14 protein-coding genes are annotated in these 17,988 nt (G+C 71.6%); 9 read left to right on the forward strand and 5 right to left on the reverse strand.

All coding sequences use genetic code 11. The annotated features are described in order from the left end of the window. Positions 1–8: 8 nt before the first annotated feature. From ACIRC0_RS20725 to sbnA, 4 genes are all read left to right on the forward strand, one after another. Positions 9–3,272, forward strand: a complete 3,264-nt coding sequence (locus ACIRC0_RS20725) for an amino acid adenylation domain-containing protein (RefSeq protein WP_403617589.1) — start codon at positions 9–11, stop codon at positions 3,270–3,272. Between the two features lie 114 nt (positions 3,273–3,386). Continuing rightward, positions 3,387–4,391, forward strand: a complete 1,005-nt coding sequence (locus ACIRC0_RS20730; RefSeq protein ID WP_403617590.1) for a TauD/TfdA family dioxygenase — start codon at positions 3,387–3,389, stop codon at positions 4,389–4,391. Next, the gene (sbnB, locus tag ACIRC0_RS20735) at positions 4,388–5,455 is read left to right on the forward strand and encodes a 2,3-diaminopropionate biosynthesis protein SbnB (protein WP_403617591.1); all 1,068 of its coding nucleotides are present in this window, start codon (positions 4,388–4,390) and stop codon (positions 5,453–5,455) included. The genes ACIRC0_RS20730 and sbnB overlap by 4 nt, the downstream gene beginning before the upstream one ends. Before the next feature lie 34 nt (positions 5,456–5,489). Further along, positions 5,490–6,518, forward strand: coding sequence for a 2,3-diaminopropionate biosynthesis protein SbnA (sbnA, locus tag ACIRC0_RS20740; protein ID WP_403617592.1), 1,029 nt, complete (start codon positions 5,490–5,492; stop codon positions 6,516–6,518). 127 nt (positions 6,519–6,645) lie between these two features. Here the strand turns inward: sbnA and ACIRC0_RS20745 are convergent, their stop codons facing one another. The 5 genes from ACIRC0_RS20745 to ACIRC0_RS20765 form a co-directional block, all read right to left on the reverse strand. Next, a complete protein-coding gene (locus ACIRC0_RS20745; RefSeq protein WP_403617593.1) occupies positions 6,646–7,398 on the reverse strand; it encodes a metallophosphoesterase in 753 nt (250 codons plus the stop codon). Next, entirely contained in the window at positions 7,395–7,685 is a 291-nt protein-coding gene (locus ACIRC0_RS20750; RefSeq protein WP_403617594.1) for a BON domain-containing protein, read from the reverse strand. Before ACIRC0_RS20750 ends, ACIRC0_RS20745 begins: the two co-directional genes overlap by 4 nt. Then, positions 7,682–8,365: a nucleotidyltransferase family protein gene (locus ACIRC0_RS20755; RefSeq protein ID WP_403617595.1), complete on the reverse strand. Its 684-nt coding sequence runs from the start codon at positions 8,363–8,365 to the stop codon at positions 7,682–7,684. The genes ACIRC0_RS20750 and ACIRC0_RS20755 overlap by 4 nt, the downstream gene beginning before the upstream one ends. Before the next feature lie 139 nt (positions 8,366–8,504). Continuing rightward, positions 8,505–9,743: a PP2C family protein-serine/threonine phosphatase gene (locus tag ACIRC0_RS20760; RefSeq protein ID WP_403617596.1), complete on the reverse strand. Its 1,239-nt coding sequence runs from the start codon at positions 9,741–9,743 to the stop codon at positions 8,505–8,507. A 114-nt stretch (positions 9,744–9,857) separates the two neighbouring features. Beyond that, the gene (locus tag ACIRC0_RS20765; protein WP_403617937.1) at positions 9,858–11,798 is read right to left on the reverse strand and encodes an ABC transporter ATP-binding protein; all 1,941 of its coding nucleotides are present in this window, start codon (positions 11,796–11,798) and stop codon (positions 9,858–9,860) included. Positions 11,799–11,944: 146 nt separating this feature from the next. On the opposite strand from ACIRC0_RS20765, the gene ACIRC0_RS20770 reads away from it, so the two are divergent. The 5 genes from ACIRC0_RS20770 to ACIRC0_RS20790 all read left to right on the forward strand — a co-directional run bounded on the left by ACIRC0_RS20770 (position 11,945) and on the right by ACIRC0_RS20790 (position 17,961). Next, complete coding sequence (locus ACIRC0_RS20770) at positions 11,945–12,907, forward strand: YbhN family protein (protein ID WP_403617597.1); 963 nt, start codon at positions 11,945–11,947, stop codon at positions 12,905–12,907. 209 nt (positions 12,908–13,116) lie between these two features. Continuing rightward, positions 13,117–13,881 (forward strand): crotonase/enoyl-CoA hydratase family protein, encoded by a 765-nt coding sequence (locus ACIRC0_RS20775; protein WP_403617598.1) that lies wholly within the window; start codon positions 13,117–13,119, stop codon positions 13,879–13,881. 205 nt (positions 13,882–14,086) lie between these two features. Then, the gene (locus ACIRC0_RS20780) at positions 14,087–15,169 is read left to right on the forward strand and encodes a mechanosensitive ion channel family protein (RefSeq protein ID WP_403617599.1); all 1,083 of its coding nucleotides are present in this window, start codon (positions 14,087–14,089) and stop codon (positions 15,167–15,169) included. Positions 15,170–15,222: 53 nt separating this feature from the next. Continuing rightward, positions 15,223–15,639: a DUF4186 domain-containing protein gene (locus tag ACIRC0_RS20785; RefSeq protein WP_403617600.1), complete on the forward strand. Its 417-nt coding sequence runs from the start codon at positions 15,223–15,225 to the stop codon at positions 15,637–15,639. Positions 15,640–15,741: 102 nt separating this feature from the next. Then, a complete protein-coding gene (locus ACIRC0_RS20790; RefSeq protein ID WP_403617601.1) occupies positions 15,742–17,961 on the forward strand; it encodes an NADP-dependent isocitrate dehydrogenase in 2,220 nt (739 codons plus the stop codon). The last annotated feature ends 27 nt before the right edge of the window (positions 17,962–17,988 follow it).

A 17,988-nucleotide genomic window follows, 5' to 3' on the forward strand; every position in this document is an offset into this window, starting at 1 on the left:
ACCGATCGATGGGAGCGCTCGTGGAAGCGGACCGGGAGTACTGGCGCGGCGTGCTGACCGCCGGCGGTTTCACCGCGGTACCCCGCTGGGTGCGGGATCCGGTGGCGGGTGCGGCCGAGCAGGAGACGGTGCTGTCGGACGACATCGCCGCAGCGGTGCGCGGGCTGGCGGACGTGCTGCGGGTGCCGGTGAGTTCGGTGCTGCTGGCGGCGCACGCCAAGGTGCTGGCCGCGCTGTCGGGTGAGCGCGAGGTGGTGACGGGCTACGCGGCCGGGGCTGCGGGCGGGCCGCTGCCGTGCCGTCTGACGGTCGCCCCCGGGTCGTGGCGCGAACTGGTGCTCGCCGCACACCGCGCCGAGGCCGAGGTGCTGGCTCACCGGGACTTCCCGGTGGACGCGCTGCGCCGGGAGCTGGGGCTCTCCGAGCCGTCGTACGAGGTCGTGTTCGACGCCACGGGCGCCGGGCAGGGGCCGGCCGACGACGCGGTGCTGGGCGTGGGCTTCAGTGACCGGGGCGGACGGCCGCTGGTGCGGGTGCGGTACCGCACGGACGTCCTGGACGCCGAGTCGGCGGCCCGGATCGGCGGCTACCACCTGACCGCGCTGCGGCTGATCGCGGCCGACCCGGACGCCGGGCACGGGCGGCAGAGCCTGCTGTCGGCGGAGGAGATGCTGTACCAGCTCGAAGGACTGGCCGGACCGCACCGGGCCCTGCCCGACATCCGGGCGCACGAGCTGTTCGAGCAGCGGGTACGGGCCCACCCGGAGGCGGTGGCCGCGGTGCACGGCGACCGCCAGTGGACGTACGCGGAGCTGAACGCGCGTGCGAACCGGCTCGCACGGGCCCTTCTGGCTCGTGGACTTGCCCGCGAGGACGTCGTGGCGGTGGTCACCGAACGCGATCTCGACTGGCTGGCCTCGGTGTTGGCGGTGTTCAAGGCCGGAGGCGCCTACCTGCCCATCGAGCCGCACTTCCCGGCGGGCCGTATCGGGACGACGCTGTCGCGCGCCGGATGCCGGCTGGTGCTCACCGAGTCCGGCAGCACCCACACCCTGGACCAGGCCCTCGCCACCCTGCCGGGCGTCGAGAAGCTGCTGGTCGAGACGGCGTACGCCGAGGAGCACGCCGAGGACGACCTCGGCGTGAAGGTGAGCGCCGGCCAGCTCGCGTACATCTACTTCACCTCCGGCTCCACCGGCGAGCCCAAGGGGGCGATGTGCGAGCACGCGGGCATGCTCAACCACCTCCACGCCAAGATCGAGGATCTGGGGATCGGCCAGGGTCGGGTGGTGGCCCAGACGGCCCCGCAGTGCTTCGACATCTCGCTGTGGCAGTTGCTGTCCGCGCTGCTGGTCGGCGGTCGGACGCTGCTGGTCGAGCAGGACGTGGTCGTGGATGTGGAGCGGTTCGTCGACACCCTGGTCCGCGGCCGGGTCGGGGTGGTCCAGGTCGTGCCCTCCTATCTGGAGGTGGTGGTGTCGTATCTGGAGCGGCACCCCCGCGAGCTGCCGGACCTGACGTGTGTCTCGGTGACCGGTGAGGCCCTGAAACGGGAGCTGGTGCAGCGCTGGTTCGCGATCCAGCCGGACATCGAACTGCTCAACGCCTACGGGCTGACCGAGACCTCGGACGACACCAACCACGAGGTCCTCCACCGGGTGCCGGAACGGGTACTGCTCGGGCGTCCCGTCAGCAACGTGCGCGTCTACGTCGTCGACGAGCATCTGTCACTGGTGCCGCTGGGCGCCCCCGGGGTGATCGCGTTCTCCGGGGTGTGCGTGGGGCGGGGGTACATCAACGATCCCGAGCGGACCCGCCAGGCGTACCTGCGGGATCCGTACCGGCCCGGCGAGCGCCTCTACCTCGGAGGTGACTGGGGGCGCTGGCATCCCGACGGCAAGCTGGAGTTCCTGGGCCGCCGGGACAACCAGGTCAAGATCCGCGGTTTCCGCATCGAGATCGGCGAGATCGAGAACACGCTGCTACGGGTGCCCGGGGTGCGCGACGGAACGGTGGTCACCGCCGAACTGGCCGGTGGCAGCACGCACCTGATCGCCTTCCACACCGGCCGGCGCCTGGAGGCTGAGGCGCTGCGCGAGGCGCTGGGCGCCGTGCTGCCCGCCTACATGGTCCCGACGGCCTTCCACTGGCAGGACAGCCTGCCGCTGACCGCCAACGGCAAGATCGACCGGAAGGCCCTGACCGCGCTCGCGGAACGGACCGAGCCGGCCGCGGACGCCGACCGGGCCGGGGAGGAGGACCGTGCCCCGCGTACCCCGACCGAGCGGAAGCTGGCGGCGACCTGGGCGGAGCTGCTGGGCGTCCCCGAGCACCGGATCGGCCGGCAGGACCACTTCTTCGACTCCGGCGGCACTTCCCTGACGGCGGTCAAGCTCACCATCGCCCTGGACCGCGCGGTGTCCCTGAAGGACATCACCCGGCACCCGGTGCTCGCCGACCTCGCCGCCCTCCTCGACGGCGCCGCACCCGAGCGCCCGGAGCTGCTGCAGCCGCTGTCGCAGCCGGACGGTGTGCCGCAGTGCGCCCTGGTCTGCTTCCCGTACGCGGGCGGCAACGCGGTCAACTTCCGTCCGATGGCCGGGGCCCTGGCGGACGGCGGGCCCGCGGTGTACGCCGTGGAACTCCCCGGTCACGACCTGGCCGCCACCAGTGAGCCGTTCGCGCCGATCGCCCAGGTGGCCGAGCAGGTCGTCGCCGAGCTCGCCGGGCGCGGCCTGACCAGGGTCGTGCTGTGGGGCCACTCCTCGGGCACCGCACTGGCGCTGGAGACGGCGAGGAGACTGAGGGAGCGCGGAGTGGACGTGGCACGGGTGTTCCTCGGTGCCCAGCTGCTCGGCACCGCGGCCGAGCGGCGCGCCGCCGTCGCCGAGCTGACGCAGCGGAGCAACGCCGAGATCGCCGCCCGGCTCAGCGCGGACAGCGGCTACACGGAACTGGGCGAGCTGAGCGCGCAGCACGCCGAGCACCTCGGCGCCGCCTACCGGCACGACTGCGTCGGTGCGCACCACTACTTCGCCGAGGCGCTGGAAGCCCCGCCCGCGGTGCGGCTGTCCGCGCCCGTCACCGTGGTCGTCGCCGCCGACGACCCGAACACGGCGGACTACCGCGCCCGGTACCGCGACTGGCAGCTGCTGGCCGAACACGTGGAGCTGCGGGAACTGCCCGACGGCGGTCATTACTTCCCGCGCACCCGCCCGGACGCAGCGGCACGCGCCGTTCTGGGCGCGACCGAACTGCTGTCCTCCTCATGATCACGAGCCCCTGTCTCCCCGTGAGCCTGTACCTCCCCCGTCAGCCCCTGCCTCTCCAACAGCCCCTGCCTCACCGTCAGCCTCCGTGCGGGGCAACCGAAAGGAAGAACACAGATGTCGTCATCGTCCCTGGCCTCACTGCCCGAAGTGGCACTGCAGCCGGGCAAACCGCCGATCCTGCGCATCGATGCCCCCGGTGACGCGGTGAACTGGGCGGCCGAGAACCGGGAAGCGCTGCGTGCGCGGGTCGCCGAGCACGGCGCACTGCTCGTCCGCGGCCTGGGGCTGAAGGAGACGGAGCGGGTCGGCGCCGTCTTCACGGCGCTGGCCGGGGAGCTGATGACGGAGCGGGAGGCCTTCGCGCCCCGGCAGACCCACGGCCCCCGGCTGTACTCCTCCGCGACCTGGCCGGCCAACCAGCCGATGTGCATGCACCACGAGCTGAGCTACACCCTTCAGTGCCCCGGCCTGATGTTGTTCGCCTGCCTGACCGCGCCCGATCAGGGCGGGGCGACCGCGGTGGCCGACGCGGAAGAGGTCCTGCGGGCGCTGCCGGCCGAGATCGGCGAGCGGTTCGAGCGTGAGGGCTGGCTGCTCACCCGCAGCTACAACGACGAGATCGGGGCGTCCCTGACCGAGTCCTTCGGCACCGACGACCGGGCCGCCATCGAGCGTTACTGCCGCGAGAACGCCATCGACACCGACTGGCTGCCCGACGGCTCGCTGCGCACCCGGCAGCGGCGCGCCGCCGTGGTGCGGCACCCGGTCACCGGACGGCGCTGCTGGTTCAACCAGATCGCCTTCCTCAACGAATGGACGCTCGCGCCGGAGGTGCGCGAGTACCTGGTGGACGAGTACGGGGAGGACGGGCTGCCGTTCAACACCCGCTTCGGAGACGGCAGTCCCATCGGAGAGGACATCGTCGACCTGCTCAACACGACCTATGAGCAGCACACGCGTCGCGAGCCCTGGCAGGCGGGCGACGTGATGCTGGTCGACAACATCCGCACCGCGCACAGCAGGGAGGCCTACACCGGGGACCGCCAGGTGCTGGTCGCCATGGCCGAGCCGTGCCGCCCGGCCGACTGCTGCGCGGGCCCGGAGGTGACCCGGCGATGACCGTTCTGTCGTCCCCCGCCGCCCAGCCCACGCCCGACCACACGGCAGGGCCCACCTTCGCGGTGATCCCCGGCGCGCAGGTGCAGCGGGCACTCGACGGGCGCGAACAGCAGGTCGTGGACCTGGTCGAGGCCACCTACCGGCTGCACGGCGCCGGGGACTCGGTCAATCCCCCGTCGTACTTCCTGCGCTTCCCCGACCGCCCGTCCTCCCGGATCATCGCGCTGCCGGCCTCCATCGGCGGACCGAACCGTGTGGACGGCATGAAGTGGATCTCCAGCTTCCCGGCCAACGTCTCCTCCGGACTGCCCCGGGCCTCCGCGGTGCTCATCCTCAACGACCACGAGACCGGCTACCCGTTCGCCTGCCTGGAGAGTTCCATCATCAGTGCCACCAGGACCGCGGCGTCCGCGGCGCTGGCGGCCGACCGGCTCAGCCGCGGCCGGTCCCGCCCGAGGCGGGTCGGCTTCTTCGGCACCGGCCTGATCGCCCGCTACATCCACGTCTTCCTGGCGGGCACCGGCTGGACCTTCGACACGATCGGCCTGCACGACCTGTCCGCCGACAGCACGGCCGGCTTCCGCGGTTACCTGGAGCAGGCGGACGCGACCGGCGAGGTCACGGTCCACGACAGCGCCGAGGCGCTGATCCGCTCCAGCGACCTGGTCGTCTTCGCCACCGTCGCCGGTAAGCCCCACGTCACCGATCCGGCCTGGTTCTCGCACCACCCCCTGGTGCTGCACGTGTCCCTGCGTGACCTCGCCCCCGAGGTCCTGCTCGCGTCCGCCAACGTCGTCGATGACGTCGAGCACTGTCTGAAAGCCGACACCTCCCCCCATCTGACCGAGCAGCTCACGGGCGGCCGCGACTTCCTCGACGGCACCCTCGACGACGTCATGACCGGACGGGTGACCCTGCCGGACGACCGGACGGTGATCTTCTCGCCGTTCGGACTCGGCGTCCTCGACCTCGCCGTCGGCAAGTACGTCTACGACGAAGTGGCGCGCTCCGGACATCTCCACCTCATCGACCACTTCTTCCACGATCTGCGCCGCTACGGCTGAAGGCACCCCTCAGCCCCGGCATCAGGAGGCCACCGTGCCTGTCATCTCCGCTCCCCATGCCTTCAACGAGAGCCAGCTGTACGTCGACCTGCGGTCGATCTTCGGCCGCCCCCTCTATCTGAAGTGCGAGGGCTTCAACTTCGCCGGTTCGATCAAGTTGAAGGCCGCGACCGAGATGGTCGAAGCCGCCGAGAGGGACGGCCTCCTGACGCCGGACTCGATACTGGTCGAGTCCTCGTCGGGGAACCTGGGCGTGGCGCTCAGCATGATCGCCGCGAGCAAGGGCTACCGGTTTCTGTGTGTGACGGACTCCCGTTGCAACCTGTCGACCAGGCTGCTGATGGAGGCCCTGGGCAGCAAGGTGCACGTCATCTCCGACCTGGACGCCAACGGCGGGTTCCTCGGCGCGCGGATCGAGTACGTCCGCGCGCTGTGCGACACCGACGACCGGTACGTGTGGCTCAGCCAGTACACCAACCCGGGCAACTGGCGCGCGCACTACCGCAAGACGGCTCCGGAGATCGCCTCCCAGTTCCCGCACCTCGACGTGCTGTTCGTCGGGGCGGGCACCACCGGCACGCTGATGGGCTGCGCGCGCTACTTCCGCCAGTGGCACCGGCCGGTGCACATCGTCGCGGTGGACGCCGTGGGATCGGTGGCCTTCGGCGGCGAGCCGGGCCGCCGGATGATCCCCGGCCTCGGCATGAGCATGCGCCCGCCGCTGCTCGACGAGTCGTACGTCGACGAGGTGATCCGGGTCGAGGAGGCGGACACCATCCGTGCCTGCCACCGGCTGGCCCGGCGCGGGTTCCTCTTCGGCGGCTCCACCGGGACGGTGGTCAGCGGCGCCTTGGACTGGCTGTCCCGGCACGACACCCGGGACCTCACCGCGGTCGCCATCGCTCCGGACCTCGGCGAGCGCTATCTCGACACCATCTACCAGGCCAACTGGCTGCACGACCTGTATGGGGAACACATACTCGACTCCGAGGAGATGGCGACCGGTTCCCGCAAGAGACCGGAGACCATGACGCGGACGACGGGCCGCCGGCCGAAGTCGTAGCACGGCACGTCAGCGGCGCCCGCCGCCCCGGTGGGACTGCGCGGCGCCGCTGCCGGTCCGGGGGTGTCGTGCGCGTGGGTGTCGTGCAGCTCCCGGACGGCGGGCAGTAAGGTTCCGGGGCCGGTGCTCAGTCGGAGGCGCCGGCGCCCACCGGTTCCCGCGTCCGCAGGTGGTAGACGCGGAAGGCCCGCCCGATGACCGGCTGGGCGACATTGCGCACCTTGACACCGCCGGTGGTCATGCCGTGCTCCGTGCCGGCGTGCGCGTGCCCGTGCACCGCGAGGTCCGCGCCGGCCGTGTCGATCGCCTCGGCCAGCAGATAGGTCCCGAGGAACGGATAGATCTCCAGGGGTTCGCCGGCCAGGGTCTCGGGCACGGGCGAATAGTGGGTGAGGGCGATCCGGGCGTCGCAGCCCTGACCGTCCAGCTCCTCCAGGGCCTTGCGCAGGGCGTCGGCCGAGCGGCGCGAGGTCCGCACGAACTCCTTCATCAGCGGCTCGCCGAACTCCCCGGCGCTGCGGCCGACGAATCCGCCGCAGAACCCCTTGGTGCCGGCCACGCCGATGCGCGAGCCCCCGGCCTCCACGACGGTTCCCTCTCCCTCGAGGACCCGCGCCCCGGCGTCCCGGAGGATGGCGGTGACCTCGTCCGGACGCTCGTCGTGGTGGTCGTGGTTGCCGAGCACCGCCACGACCGGGACCGCGAGGTCCTGGACCTCCCGGGCCACCACGCGGGCCTCCTCCGGCGTGCCGTGGCGGGTGAGGTCCCCGGCCAGCAGCAGCAGGTCCGCGCACTCGGGCAGGGACTCGAACGCCGGCCGCAGCACTCCTTGGCTCTCGGCTCCCATGTGGATGTCCCCTACGGCTGCCACGCGGATCATGTGAGCTCCTCCGCATGGTCGGGGCAGGAGGTGTCCGCGACGACGATGTCGTAGTGGACCGGGATGCCGGCCAGTTCCTCGTGGACCATGCCGAGGATTTCGTCACGGCACTGGGCGGAGGCGACCGTGCCGGTCAGCAGCACCGCCTCGCCGCGCACCTCGACCCGGACCCCCAGCTCACCGGGGTGCCCCCCGGCCAGGTGCTCCAGGAGGTGGGCGACGCGGTACTCCGTGTTCAGAGCGGGCGCGGCACCGGGTGGTGCCTGCTCTGAGCCATGCTGGCTCATGGTGCCTCCTTGCGCGGGGCGATGACGTTCAGGCGTTCGAGGAGGAAGAAGAAGGCGGCGGGCATGGGTTCGTCCCCGCAGTCCTGCCGCACCCGCTCCCAGTCGACCTTCTCGCGCAGCGCGCGGGCGACGGGCAGCACCGCGCCGAAGTCGCAGTGGTGCTCGGAGAAGGCTGCGATCAGACTCCACAGCAGGTCGGTGGGGGCCAGCACGGGCATGCGCACCGAGGCGACGGAGAGCTCCTGTGCCCGGGAGAGCATGTCCGTGGTGACGGGCCGGTGCGCCAGCTCGAAGATGACGTCGATGTCCTGGTCGAAGCACTTGGCCTTGAGCAGCCAGTCCTCCGGCGGCCGGTAGACGGTCAGACCGGCTTCGCTCAGCGTGTCCGCCACCGCTTCGGCGTCCTCGGGCCGCACGCAGAAGTCGGCGTCGTGCTGCAGGTTCTGGCTGCCGCCGTGGGCGTAGACGGCCACGCTTCCGGCCAGCGCGAACGTGTGCCCCTCGCTCTTGAGCACGGCGCCGACCCGTTTGGTCGCCTCGAGGATCGCCTGGTGGCGGTCGTGCGGCAGTTGCGGCTCCCCCGGCTCCGGGCCGGATCGTTCCGAATTCGTCGTCGCCGGACGCAGTTCACGCACCTCCGATCGCCGGGCGGGGGTCGCTCGATCCCCGTGCTGTGTCATGGCCACTCCATTGCCGTCCCGGGCAGTGCCCGGTGCCGTCGCTCCCGGGCAGCCCTTCCGTGCCCGTCTGAGTACCCGGTCCTCCCTTCTCGACACAGAGCCGTCCGCGCCACCCTCCGCCGGGCCTTGGGCCGAAGGGTCACAGCCGGACGACGACCAGGGCGATGTCGTCGCGGGCCCCGCCGGCCACGCCCAACCGGGCCAGCAGGGCGTCGGCGAGGCGTTCCGGGCTGAGGGAGCACTGGCGGCACAGGACGTCCTTCAGGCGGTTCAGGCCCGCTTCTATGCTCTGGTCGCGGCGTTCGATCAGCCCGTCGGTGTAGAGGACGAGCGTGTCGCCGGGGAGGTAGGTCTGACCGGCCTGCGGCCGGGGCACATGTTGGGGGCGGGCGCCCAGCGGTGGGTCGGTGGCCCGGTCCAGCATCTCGCAGGAGCCGTCCTGATGGACCAGAACCGGCGGCGGGTGACCCGCGCTGCTGTAGATGAGCAACTGGCTGCGGGGCTCCACCATCACCTTGACGGCGGTGGTGTTGAGCGCGCCCTCGACGGAGCGGGCGTACAGGCCCAGCACCTCAAGGGCCTGGGCGGGCCGCTCCAGGGCACGGGTGGCCGCGCTGAGCGCGCTGCGGAGCATGCCCATGACGGCGGCGGCCTCCAGGCCGTGGCCGACGACGTCGCCGACGGCCACCGCGAAGCGGTCGTCGGGCAGGTCGACCAGGTCGTACCAGTCGCCGCACACGTTCAGCGAGCCGGTGGCGGGCAGGTAACGCACGGCGACGTTCTCGTGGTGCGCGAGGTCGGGCGACTGGAGCATGGCCTCCTGCAGGGTGAGGGCCACCACGCGCTCCCGCCGGTGCGCCTGGCGCAGCTCCTCGTTCAGCCGCTGCAGCTCGCGCGCCCGCGCGTACAGCTCGGCCTCCAGCGCCTCGCGCTCGGTGAGCTTGTCCGACATCCGCCAGTGGCCCACGCCGTGGGTCTGGACGTACGCGGTCACGTCCTCCACCCGGTGGATGATCGAGCCGACGCTGCCGTCCGACCGGAGGATCGGCGTGTTGATCGGGGACCACCACCGCTCCTCGAAGACCCCGGGGCGACCCATGATCGGGATGTCGTACTTCTGCAGCGCCATGGTGTCGGGCTGTCTGGTGATCAGGACCCGGTGCAGCGAGGCGTTCAGGTTCCGCACCCCGTCGGCGGCGGGGTCGCTCGGGTTGTCGGGGAAGGCGTCGAAGACGTGCCGTCCGACCAGGTCCTCGCGGGTGCGCCTCGTCGCGTCCAGGTATGCCTGGTTGACCTCCACGATGACCAGGTCGGTTCCCAGCACCAGGTAGGGGCTCGGTGTGGCGGCGAACAGGGCCGCGTAGTCGATGTCCGCCATCGTCACCGTCTCCCTTCCGGCCCCTCCCCTGGTGCCCGCTCCTTCACGCTACGGTCACGGCAGGCCGGACGCCCACCGCGAGGGCTCCCGGCACGGCCCCGCAAAACCTCCGTCCTAGGCCACGGCCTCCGCCGCGGTGTCCGGCCGGGTCTGCGCCGCTGTCCCGTTCCGCGTCCCCGTCCGTGGCTCCACCGGCGGGACCGTCCTCTCGAACTGGGTCCGGTACAGCTCCGCGTACCGGCCGCCCGCCGCGAGGAGCTGCTCGTGCGTGCCCCGCTCCACGATCCGCCCGGACTCGACCACGAGGATCAGGTCGGCGGCGCGCACGGTGGACAGGCGGTGGGCGATGACGACGGCGGTGCGGCCCTCGAGCGCCTCCGTCAGGGCCTCCTGGACGGCGGCCTCCGAGGTGTTGTCCAGGTGGGCGGTGGCCTCGTCGAGGATGACGACGCGCTGCCGGGCCAGCAGCAGGCGCGCGATGGTCAGACGCTGGCGCTCACCGCCGGAGAGGCGGTAGCCGCGCTCGCCGACGACGGTGTCGAGCCCGTCGGGCAGGGAGCGTACGAGGTCGTCGAGGCGGGCCCGGCGCAGCACGTCCCACAGCTCCTCCTCCGTGGCGTCCGGGCGGGCGAGCAGCAGGTTGGCGCGGACCGTGTCGTGGAACAGGTGGCCGTCCTGCGTCACCATGCCGAGGGTCGCGCGCAACGACGCGGCGCTGAGGTCGCGGACGTCGACGCCGCCGACGCGGACGGCGCCCTCGTCCACGTCGTAGAGCCGCGGCAGCAGGGCGGCGATGGTCGACTTGCCGGCGCCGGAGGAGCCCACGAGGGCGACGGTCTGCCCCGGTTCGGCGCGGAAGGAGACACCGTGCAGGACGTCGGCGCCGCCGCGCGTGTCGAGGGTCGCCACCTCCTCCAGGGAGGCGAGGGAGACCTTGTCGGCAGCCGGGTAGGCGAAGCGGACGCCCTCGAACTCCACCGCCACCGGTCCGTCGGGGACCTTGCGGGCGTCCGGCTTGTCCTCGATGAGCGGCTTGAGGTCCAGCACCTCGAAGACGCGCTCGAAGCTGACGAGGGCGCTCATGACCTCGACGCGCGCCCCGGCGAGAGAGGTGAGCGGCGCGTAGAGCCTGGTGAGGAGCAGGGCGAGGGAGACGATCGACCCCGCCTGAAGGGAACCGCGCAGGGCGAACCAGCCGCCGAGGCCGTAGACGAGGGCGAGTGCCAGGGCCGAGACGAGGGTGAGCGCGGTGATGAACGCGGACTGCGCCATCGCGGTGCGCACCCCGATGTCCCGCACCCGCCGGGCCCGCGCCGCGAACTCGGCGGACTCCTCCGCGGGCCGCCCGAAGAGCTTCACCAGCGTGGCGCCCGGCGCGGAGAACCGCTCGGTCATCCGGGTGCCCATGGCCGCGTTCAGGCCCGCGGCCTCGCGCTGCAACCGGGCCATGCGGCGGCCCGTCCGCCGGGCGGGGACCACGAAGACCGGCAGCAGCACCAGCGCGAGCAGGGTTATCTGCCAGGACAGGGTCAGCATCACGGCGAGCGTGAGCAGCAGCGTGACCACGTTGCCGACGACCCCCGACAGCGTGTTGCTGAAGGCCCGCTGGGCGCCGATGACGTCGTTGTTGAGACGACTGACGAGCGCTCCCGTACGAGTACGTGTGAAGAACGCGACCGGCATGCGCTGCACATGATCGAACACAGCCGTCCGCAGATCGAGGATGAGCCCCTCGCCGAGCGTGGCCGAAAGCCAGCGGCCGAGGATCCCGAGCGCCGCCTCGGCGAGCGCGATGAGGGCGATGAGTGTCGACAGCCGTACGACCGTGCCGCGGTCGCCGTGCGACACGATCGCGTCGACGACGCGGCCGGCCAGCACGGGCGTGGCGACGGCGAGCAGTGCGGTCAGCACACTCACCACGACGAACTGCGCGATGCGGCGCCGGTGCGGGCGGGCGAACGCGCCGATGCGGCGCAGCGTGGCACGGGCGAAGGGGCGGCGCTCCGCTTGCGCGGTCATGACGCTGTGCAGCTGCTGCCAGGCGGTGGTCTCCATGCTCATGGGAACGACGGTAGAACCTCGAGCTTCGTTGAGGTCAATGAACGGCGCGCGGGCCCCCCCCCGTGCCTTGCCCGGCGCGTCAGCCGCCGTCCTCGCGCACGCAACCTCGTGTTGGTGCGGTGCGGAGACCCTCTGCCGGTGTGACTGTCCTGCGTCTCCCTCAGGGACTCCCCAGACGTGTTCCGGTCCGCCATGTGCTCTGCCTGCTCCCGATCGTCCTTGTGACCGTGGTCGCGGTGCGGCACCGCTCGGTGCTCGCGGAGGGCTTCGGCCATCTCAGGGCGGCCGAGTGGCCGTGGCTGGTGGCCGCCGTCGGCGCCACCTGTCTGACCTGGGTGGCGGCGGCCCTGACCCGGCAGGGCGCGGTGGTGCAGCGGCTGCCACTGCGCCGGCTGCTCGCCACCCAGTTCGCGGCGGGCGCCGCCAACCACCTGCTGCCCACGGGTCTCGGCGCCGGCGCGGTCAACCTGCGGTTCATGACGGTGTGCGGGGTGCCGCTCGCCCGCTCCTCGGCGGCACTCGCGCTGTACCTGCTCGCCGAGTCGGTCACCCGGGTCGGCCTGCTGCTGGTGCTGCTGGTCGCCTTCCCGGACGCCCTCCACCTCGGCGGTCTCGTACCCGCCTCGGCGACCGGGCCGCTCCTGCTCGCGGCGGCCGGGGTGGTGTGCGTGGCGGTGGCGGTGCTGCTGCTGGTGCGAAGGGTGCGGACGGCGGCGTGGTCCTTCCTGCGTACGGCGCTCTGCGAGGCCCGCTCGGTGCACACTCGTCCCGCCCGGGCTCTCGCCCTGTGGGGCGGCTCGCTGGCCTTTCCGACGCTGCAGGCGGCCGGTCTCGCCGCGGTGGGGCGGGCGCTGTCGCTCCCCGTAGCGCCCGTGCACATGGCGGTGGCGTATCTGGCGGCGACGGTCGCGGTCGCCGTGGTGCCCACCCCGGGCGGCATCGGCTCGGTGGAGGCGGCCCTGGTGGTCGCCCTGGTCGCGGCGGGCGGTCCCGTGGCCGTGGCGACGGCGGTGGTTCTGGCGTACCGGATCATCACGGTGTGGCTGCCGCTGCTGCCGGGGGCGCTGACGCTGGGGGCGCTGGTACGGCTGAGGGTGATCTGACCGGGGGACGGCGGCCGTCTCGGTGATCCGGCCGGGGGACGGCCGCCGTCTCGGTGATCCGGCCGGGGGACGGCCGCCGGACTCGGGCGATCCGGCCGAAGGACGCGAGCTGTTCTCGCGTGATCTGACCGGGGGACGCCGGCCGTACTCGGGAGTAACGTCGGGAGCCTCTCTCCGTCCTCCCAAGAGCCGTCCGAAAGGGGCAGCCGATGCCGGTCCGCGTCGAACGTCAGGGACACGTCTTCACGGTCGTCCTCTCCCGCCCCGAGGCACGTAACGCCGTGGACGGGCCGACGGCCACCGAACTGGCCGACGCCTTCCGGGAGTTCGAGGCGCACGAGGCGGCGCGGGTGGCGGTGCTGTGGGGCGAGGGCGGGACGTTCTGCGCGGGCGCCGACCTCAAGGCGGTCGGCACCGGGCGCGGCAACCGGGTCGCCGAGGACGGCGACGGCCCGATGGGCCCGACCCGGCTGCGGCTGTCCAAGCCGGTGATCGCGGCGGTCGCGGGGCACGCCGTGGCCGGAGGTCTGGAACTGGCGCTCTGGTGCGACCTGCGGGTGGCCGAGGAGGACGCGGTGTTCGGGGTGTTCTGCCGCCGCTGGGGCGTGCCGCTCATCGACGGCGGGACGGTCCGCCTGCCGCGGCTGATCGGCACCGGCCGGGCGATGGACATGATCCTCACCGGCCGTCCGGTGCCGGCCCGGGAGGCGCAGGAGATGGGGCTCGCCAACCGGGTCGTACCCAACGGGCGTGCCCGCGCCGAGGCGGAGGAACTCGCCGCCGCGATCGCCCGTTTCCCCCAGGCCTGCCTGCGCGGCGACCGGGCCTCGGTGCTCGACCAGGAAGGGCTGGACGAGCGGGCGGCCCTGGGTGTCGAACTCCGGCACGGCATGGACGTACTGGCCCAGGGCTTTCAGGGTGCGGCGCGGTTCGCGGCGGGCGCGGGGCGGCACGGATCGTTCTCGGACGTGTGACCACCGCGCGCACGCGCGACGCCAATGGCCGCTTCCCACCCTCCCGGTGAGGGGACGTCACGGTCATGCGGCAGGATGAATCCTCACTCCGGACAGCGAACACCCGTCCGGGCGCGATCGTGCAATCCGTGATTCGAGCAGGTGGCAAGGTGACGATTCATCACTTCCGGCCCCGGGGCCTTTCCTTTCGCGCGGGAGGTGACCGGTGAACCGCGCCGTGACCCTGGACGACCTCATCCTCGGCGGGATCGCCCTGGCCGCGGGCTTCCTGGTGGCGTTCCTGTCGCGCACGCTGCTGCGCTGGCTGGCCAAGCACGCGGGGCGCACCCGCTGGAGCGGTGACGATGTGATCGTGGACGCGCTGCGCACGGTGGTGCCGTGGGCGGCGATCGCGAGCGGCGCGGCGGCCGCGGCCGCGGTGCTGCCGCTGACGCGCACGGTCCAGCATCACGTGAACCAGACCCTGACCGTGCTGCTCATCTTCGTGGTCACCCTCTCTGCGGCCCGGGTGGTCGCGGGCCTGGTGCGGACGGTCACGCAGTCCCGTTCCGGGGTCGCGGGATCCGCCACGATCTTCGTCAACATCACGCGGATCCTGGTCCTGGCCATCGGCTTCCTGGTGGTGCTGCAGACCCTGGGCATCTCCATCGCGCCGCTGCTCACCGCCCTGGGTGTCGGCGGCCTGGCGGTCGCGCTGGCCCTGCAGGACACCCTCGCCAACCTGTTCGCGGGCGTCCACATCCTCGCCTCCAAGACCGTCCAGCCCGGCGACTACATCCGGCTGAGCAGCGGCGAGGAGGGTTACGTGGTGGACATCAACTGGCGGCAGACGACCGTGCGCCAGCTCTCGAACAACCTGGTCGTGATCCCCAACGGTCAGCTCGCCAAGACGAACATGACCAACTACACCCGTCCCGAGCAGCAGCTGACCGTGCTCGTCCAGGTCGGCGTCGCCTACGACAGCGATCTCGAGCACGTCGAGAAGGTCACCACCGAGGTCGTCGCCGAGGTGATGAAGGAGATCACCGGAGCGGTCCCGGACCATGAGCCGGCCGTCCGCTTCCACACCTTCGGCGACTCCCGGATCGGCTTCACGGTGATCCTGGGCGTCGGCGAGTTCAGCGACCAGTACCGGATCAAGCACGAGTTCATCAAGCGCCTGCACAAGCGGTACCGGGCCGAGGGCATCCGCATTCCGGCGCCCACGCGGACGGTGGCGCTCCAGCAGGGCTCGGCGGTCATCCCACCGCAGCGCAGCGGCGAGGACAGGGTGACGGAGGCCGGTTAGGCCCGGCCGGACCGGAGTCGGGGAACCGGCGGCTCTATGCTCGAAGGAGCATGATGTCCTCGCCAGACCCCGACCCCCCGACTCCCGCTCCGGCTTCGGCTCCGACGGCCCGCTCGCTCGACCAGAAGCTGGACGCCGTCGCGCGCCATCCGTTCCGCGCGAAGTTCCACCTGCGCGGGCGCGACCTGGCCACCGCCCGGCTCAAGGGCCCCTCCACGATCCGGTGGCACGCCTACGACCTCGTCGCGGGGCGTCTGGCGCCGGCCGAACCGTACAACGACGGCAAGCAGACCCCCTACCGGGGCCACCCGGTCTTCGTCGCCCAGCACGCGACCGCGACCTGCTGCCGTACCTGCCTCCAGCGGTGGCACGGGATCCCCAAGGGGCGGGAACTGAGCCGCACCGAGCACGCCTATGTGGTGGACGTGATCTGCCGGTGGATCGAGCGCGAGGTGGCGGGGGCGTCCTGATCGGACATCGGGGCATCCGTGGCGCAGGCCACTGTCGAGCGGGGTCCGCGTACGAGATATCTTGATGTCGAGCAATGTTGCAGACGTGGAGCGGAGCACCCGGTGACTGACTCGACCATCATCTACACGCACACTGACGAGGCCCCGGCCCTGGCGACGTATTCCTTCCTGCCGGTGGTCAAGGCCTACGCCGGGAAGGCGGGTGTCGCCGTCGAGACCCGCGACATCTCGCTGGCCGGGCGCATCCTCGCGGTCTTCCCGGAGTACCTGAACGAGGACCAGCGGATCAACGACGACCTCACGGAGCTCGGCGAACTGGCCAAGACCCCCGCGGCCAACATCATCAAGCTGCCGAACATCTCGGCGTCCGTACCGCAGCTGAAGGCGGCGATCGCCGAGCTGCAGGGCAAGGGCTACGCGCTGCCGGAGTACCCGGACGAGCCGAAGACCGACGAGGAGCGGGAGATCCGCGCCCATTACGACAAGGTCAAGGGCTCCGCCGTGAACCCGGTCCTGCGCGAGGGCAACTCCGACCGCCGGGCGCCCGCCTCGGTCAAGAACTACGCCAAGACCCACCCGCACCGCATGGGCGCCTGGACCTCCGAGTCCAAGACGAACGTGGCGACCATGGGCGTGGACGACTTCCGCTCCACGGAGAAGTCCGTGGTGATCTCCGAGGCCGGTTCGCTGCGCATCGAGCTGAAGGGTGACGACGGCTCGACCACCGTGCTGCGCGAGTCCGTGCCGGTTCTCGAGGGCGAGGTCGTCGACGCCTCCGTGATGCGCGTCGCCGCCCTGCGCGAGTTCCTGACGGCGCAGGTCGCCAAGGCCAAGGAGGAGGGCGTCCTGTTCTCCGTGCACCTGAAGGCCACGATGATGAAGGTCTCCGACCCGATCATCTTCGGTCACGTGGTGCGCGCCTTCTTCCCGAAGACGTTCGCGAAGTACGGCGAGACGTTCGCCGCGGCCGGTCTGACCCCGAACGACGGTCTGGGCGGCATCTTCAAGGGCCTTCAGGCCCTGCCGAACGGCGACGAGATCAAGGCCTCCTTCGACGCCGAGCTCGCCGAGGGCCCGGAGCTGGCCATGGTCGACTCCGACAAGGGCATCACCAACCTGCACGTCCCGTCCGACGTGATCGTCGACGCCTCCATGCCGGCCATGATCCGCACCTCGGGCCACATGTGGGGCCCGGACGGCCAGGAGCACGACACCCTCGCGGTCCTGCCGGACTCCAGCTACTCCGGCGTCTACCAGGCCGTGATCGACGACTGCCGCGCCAACGGCGCCTACGACCCGGCCACCATGGGCTCGGTCCCGAATGTCGGCCTCATGGCGCAGAAGGCCGAGGAGTACGGCAGCCACGACAAGACCTTCGAGATCCCGACCACGGGCACGGTCCGCCTGGTCGACGGCAACGGCAACGTGGTCATCGAGCAGACCGTCTCCGCCGGTGACATCTTCCGCGCCTGCCAGACCAAGGACGCCCCGATCAAGGACTGGGTCAAGCTGGCCGTCACCCGCGCCCGCGCCACCGGCGACCCGGCCGTCTTCTGGCTGGACGAGACCCGCGCCCACGACGCGAACCTCATCGCCAAGGTCAAGCAGTACCTGTCCGAGCACGACACCGAGGGCCTGGACATCAGGATCCTCTCCCCGGTCGAGGCGACCAAGCTGTCCGTGGAGCGGATCCGCCGCGGCGAGAACACCATCTCCGTCACAGGCAACGTGCTGCGCGACTACCTGACCGACCTGTTCCCCATCCTGGAGCTGGGCACCAGCGCCAAGATGCTGTCGGTCGTCCCGCTGATGGCGGGCGGCGGCCTGTTCGAGACGGGCGCCGGCGGCTCCGCCCCGAAGCACGTCCAGCAGCTGGTCAAGGAGAACTACCTGCGCTGGGACTCCCTGGGTGAGTTCTTCGCCCTGGTGCCGTCCTTCGAGCAGTACGCGAAGGTCACGGGCAACGCCCGTGCCCGGGTGCTGGCCGACACCCTCGACCGCGCCACGGCGACCTTCCTCAACGAGGACAAGTCCCCGACCCGTCGCGTCGGCGGCATCGACAACCGCGGCAGCCACTTCTACCTGTCCCTGTACTGGGCACAGGAGCTGGCCAGGCAGACCGACGACGCCGAGCTGGCCAAGGCGTTCGCCCCGCTCGCCGAGACGCTCTCCGCCAACGAGCAGAAGATCGTCGAGGAGCTGAACGCCGTCCAGGGCAAGCCGGCCGACATCGGCGGCTACTACCAGCCCGACCCGGCGAAGGCCGCCGAGGTCATGCGCCCGTCGGCGACCTGGAACGAGGCGCTGGCGTCGCTCGCGTAGGACGGCAGCCTGCCCGCGTGACAGCCG

This window comes from Streptomyces sp. NPDC093984, from assembly GCF_044764595.1.
Classification (GTDB): domain Bacteria; phylum Actinomycetota; class Actinomycetes; order Streptomycetales; family Streptomycetaceae; genus Streptomyces; species Streptomyces cynarae.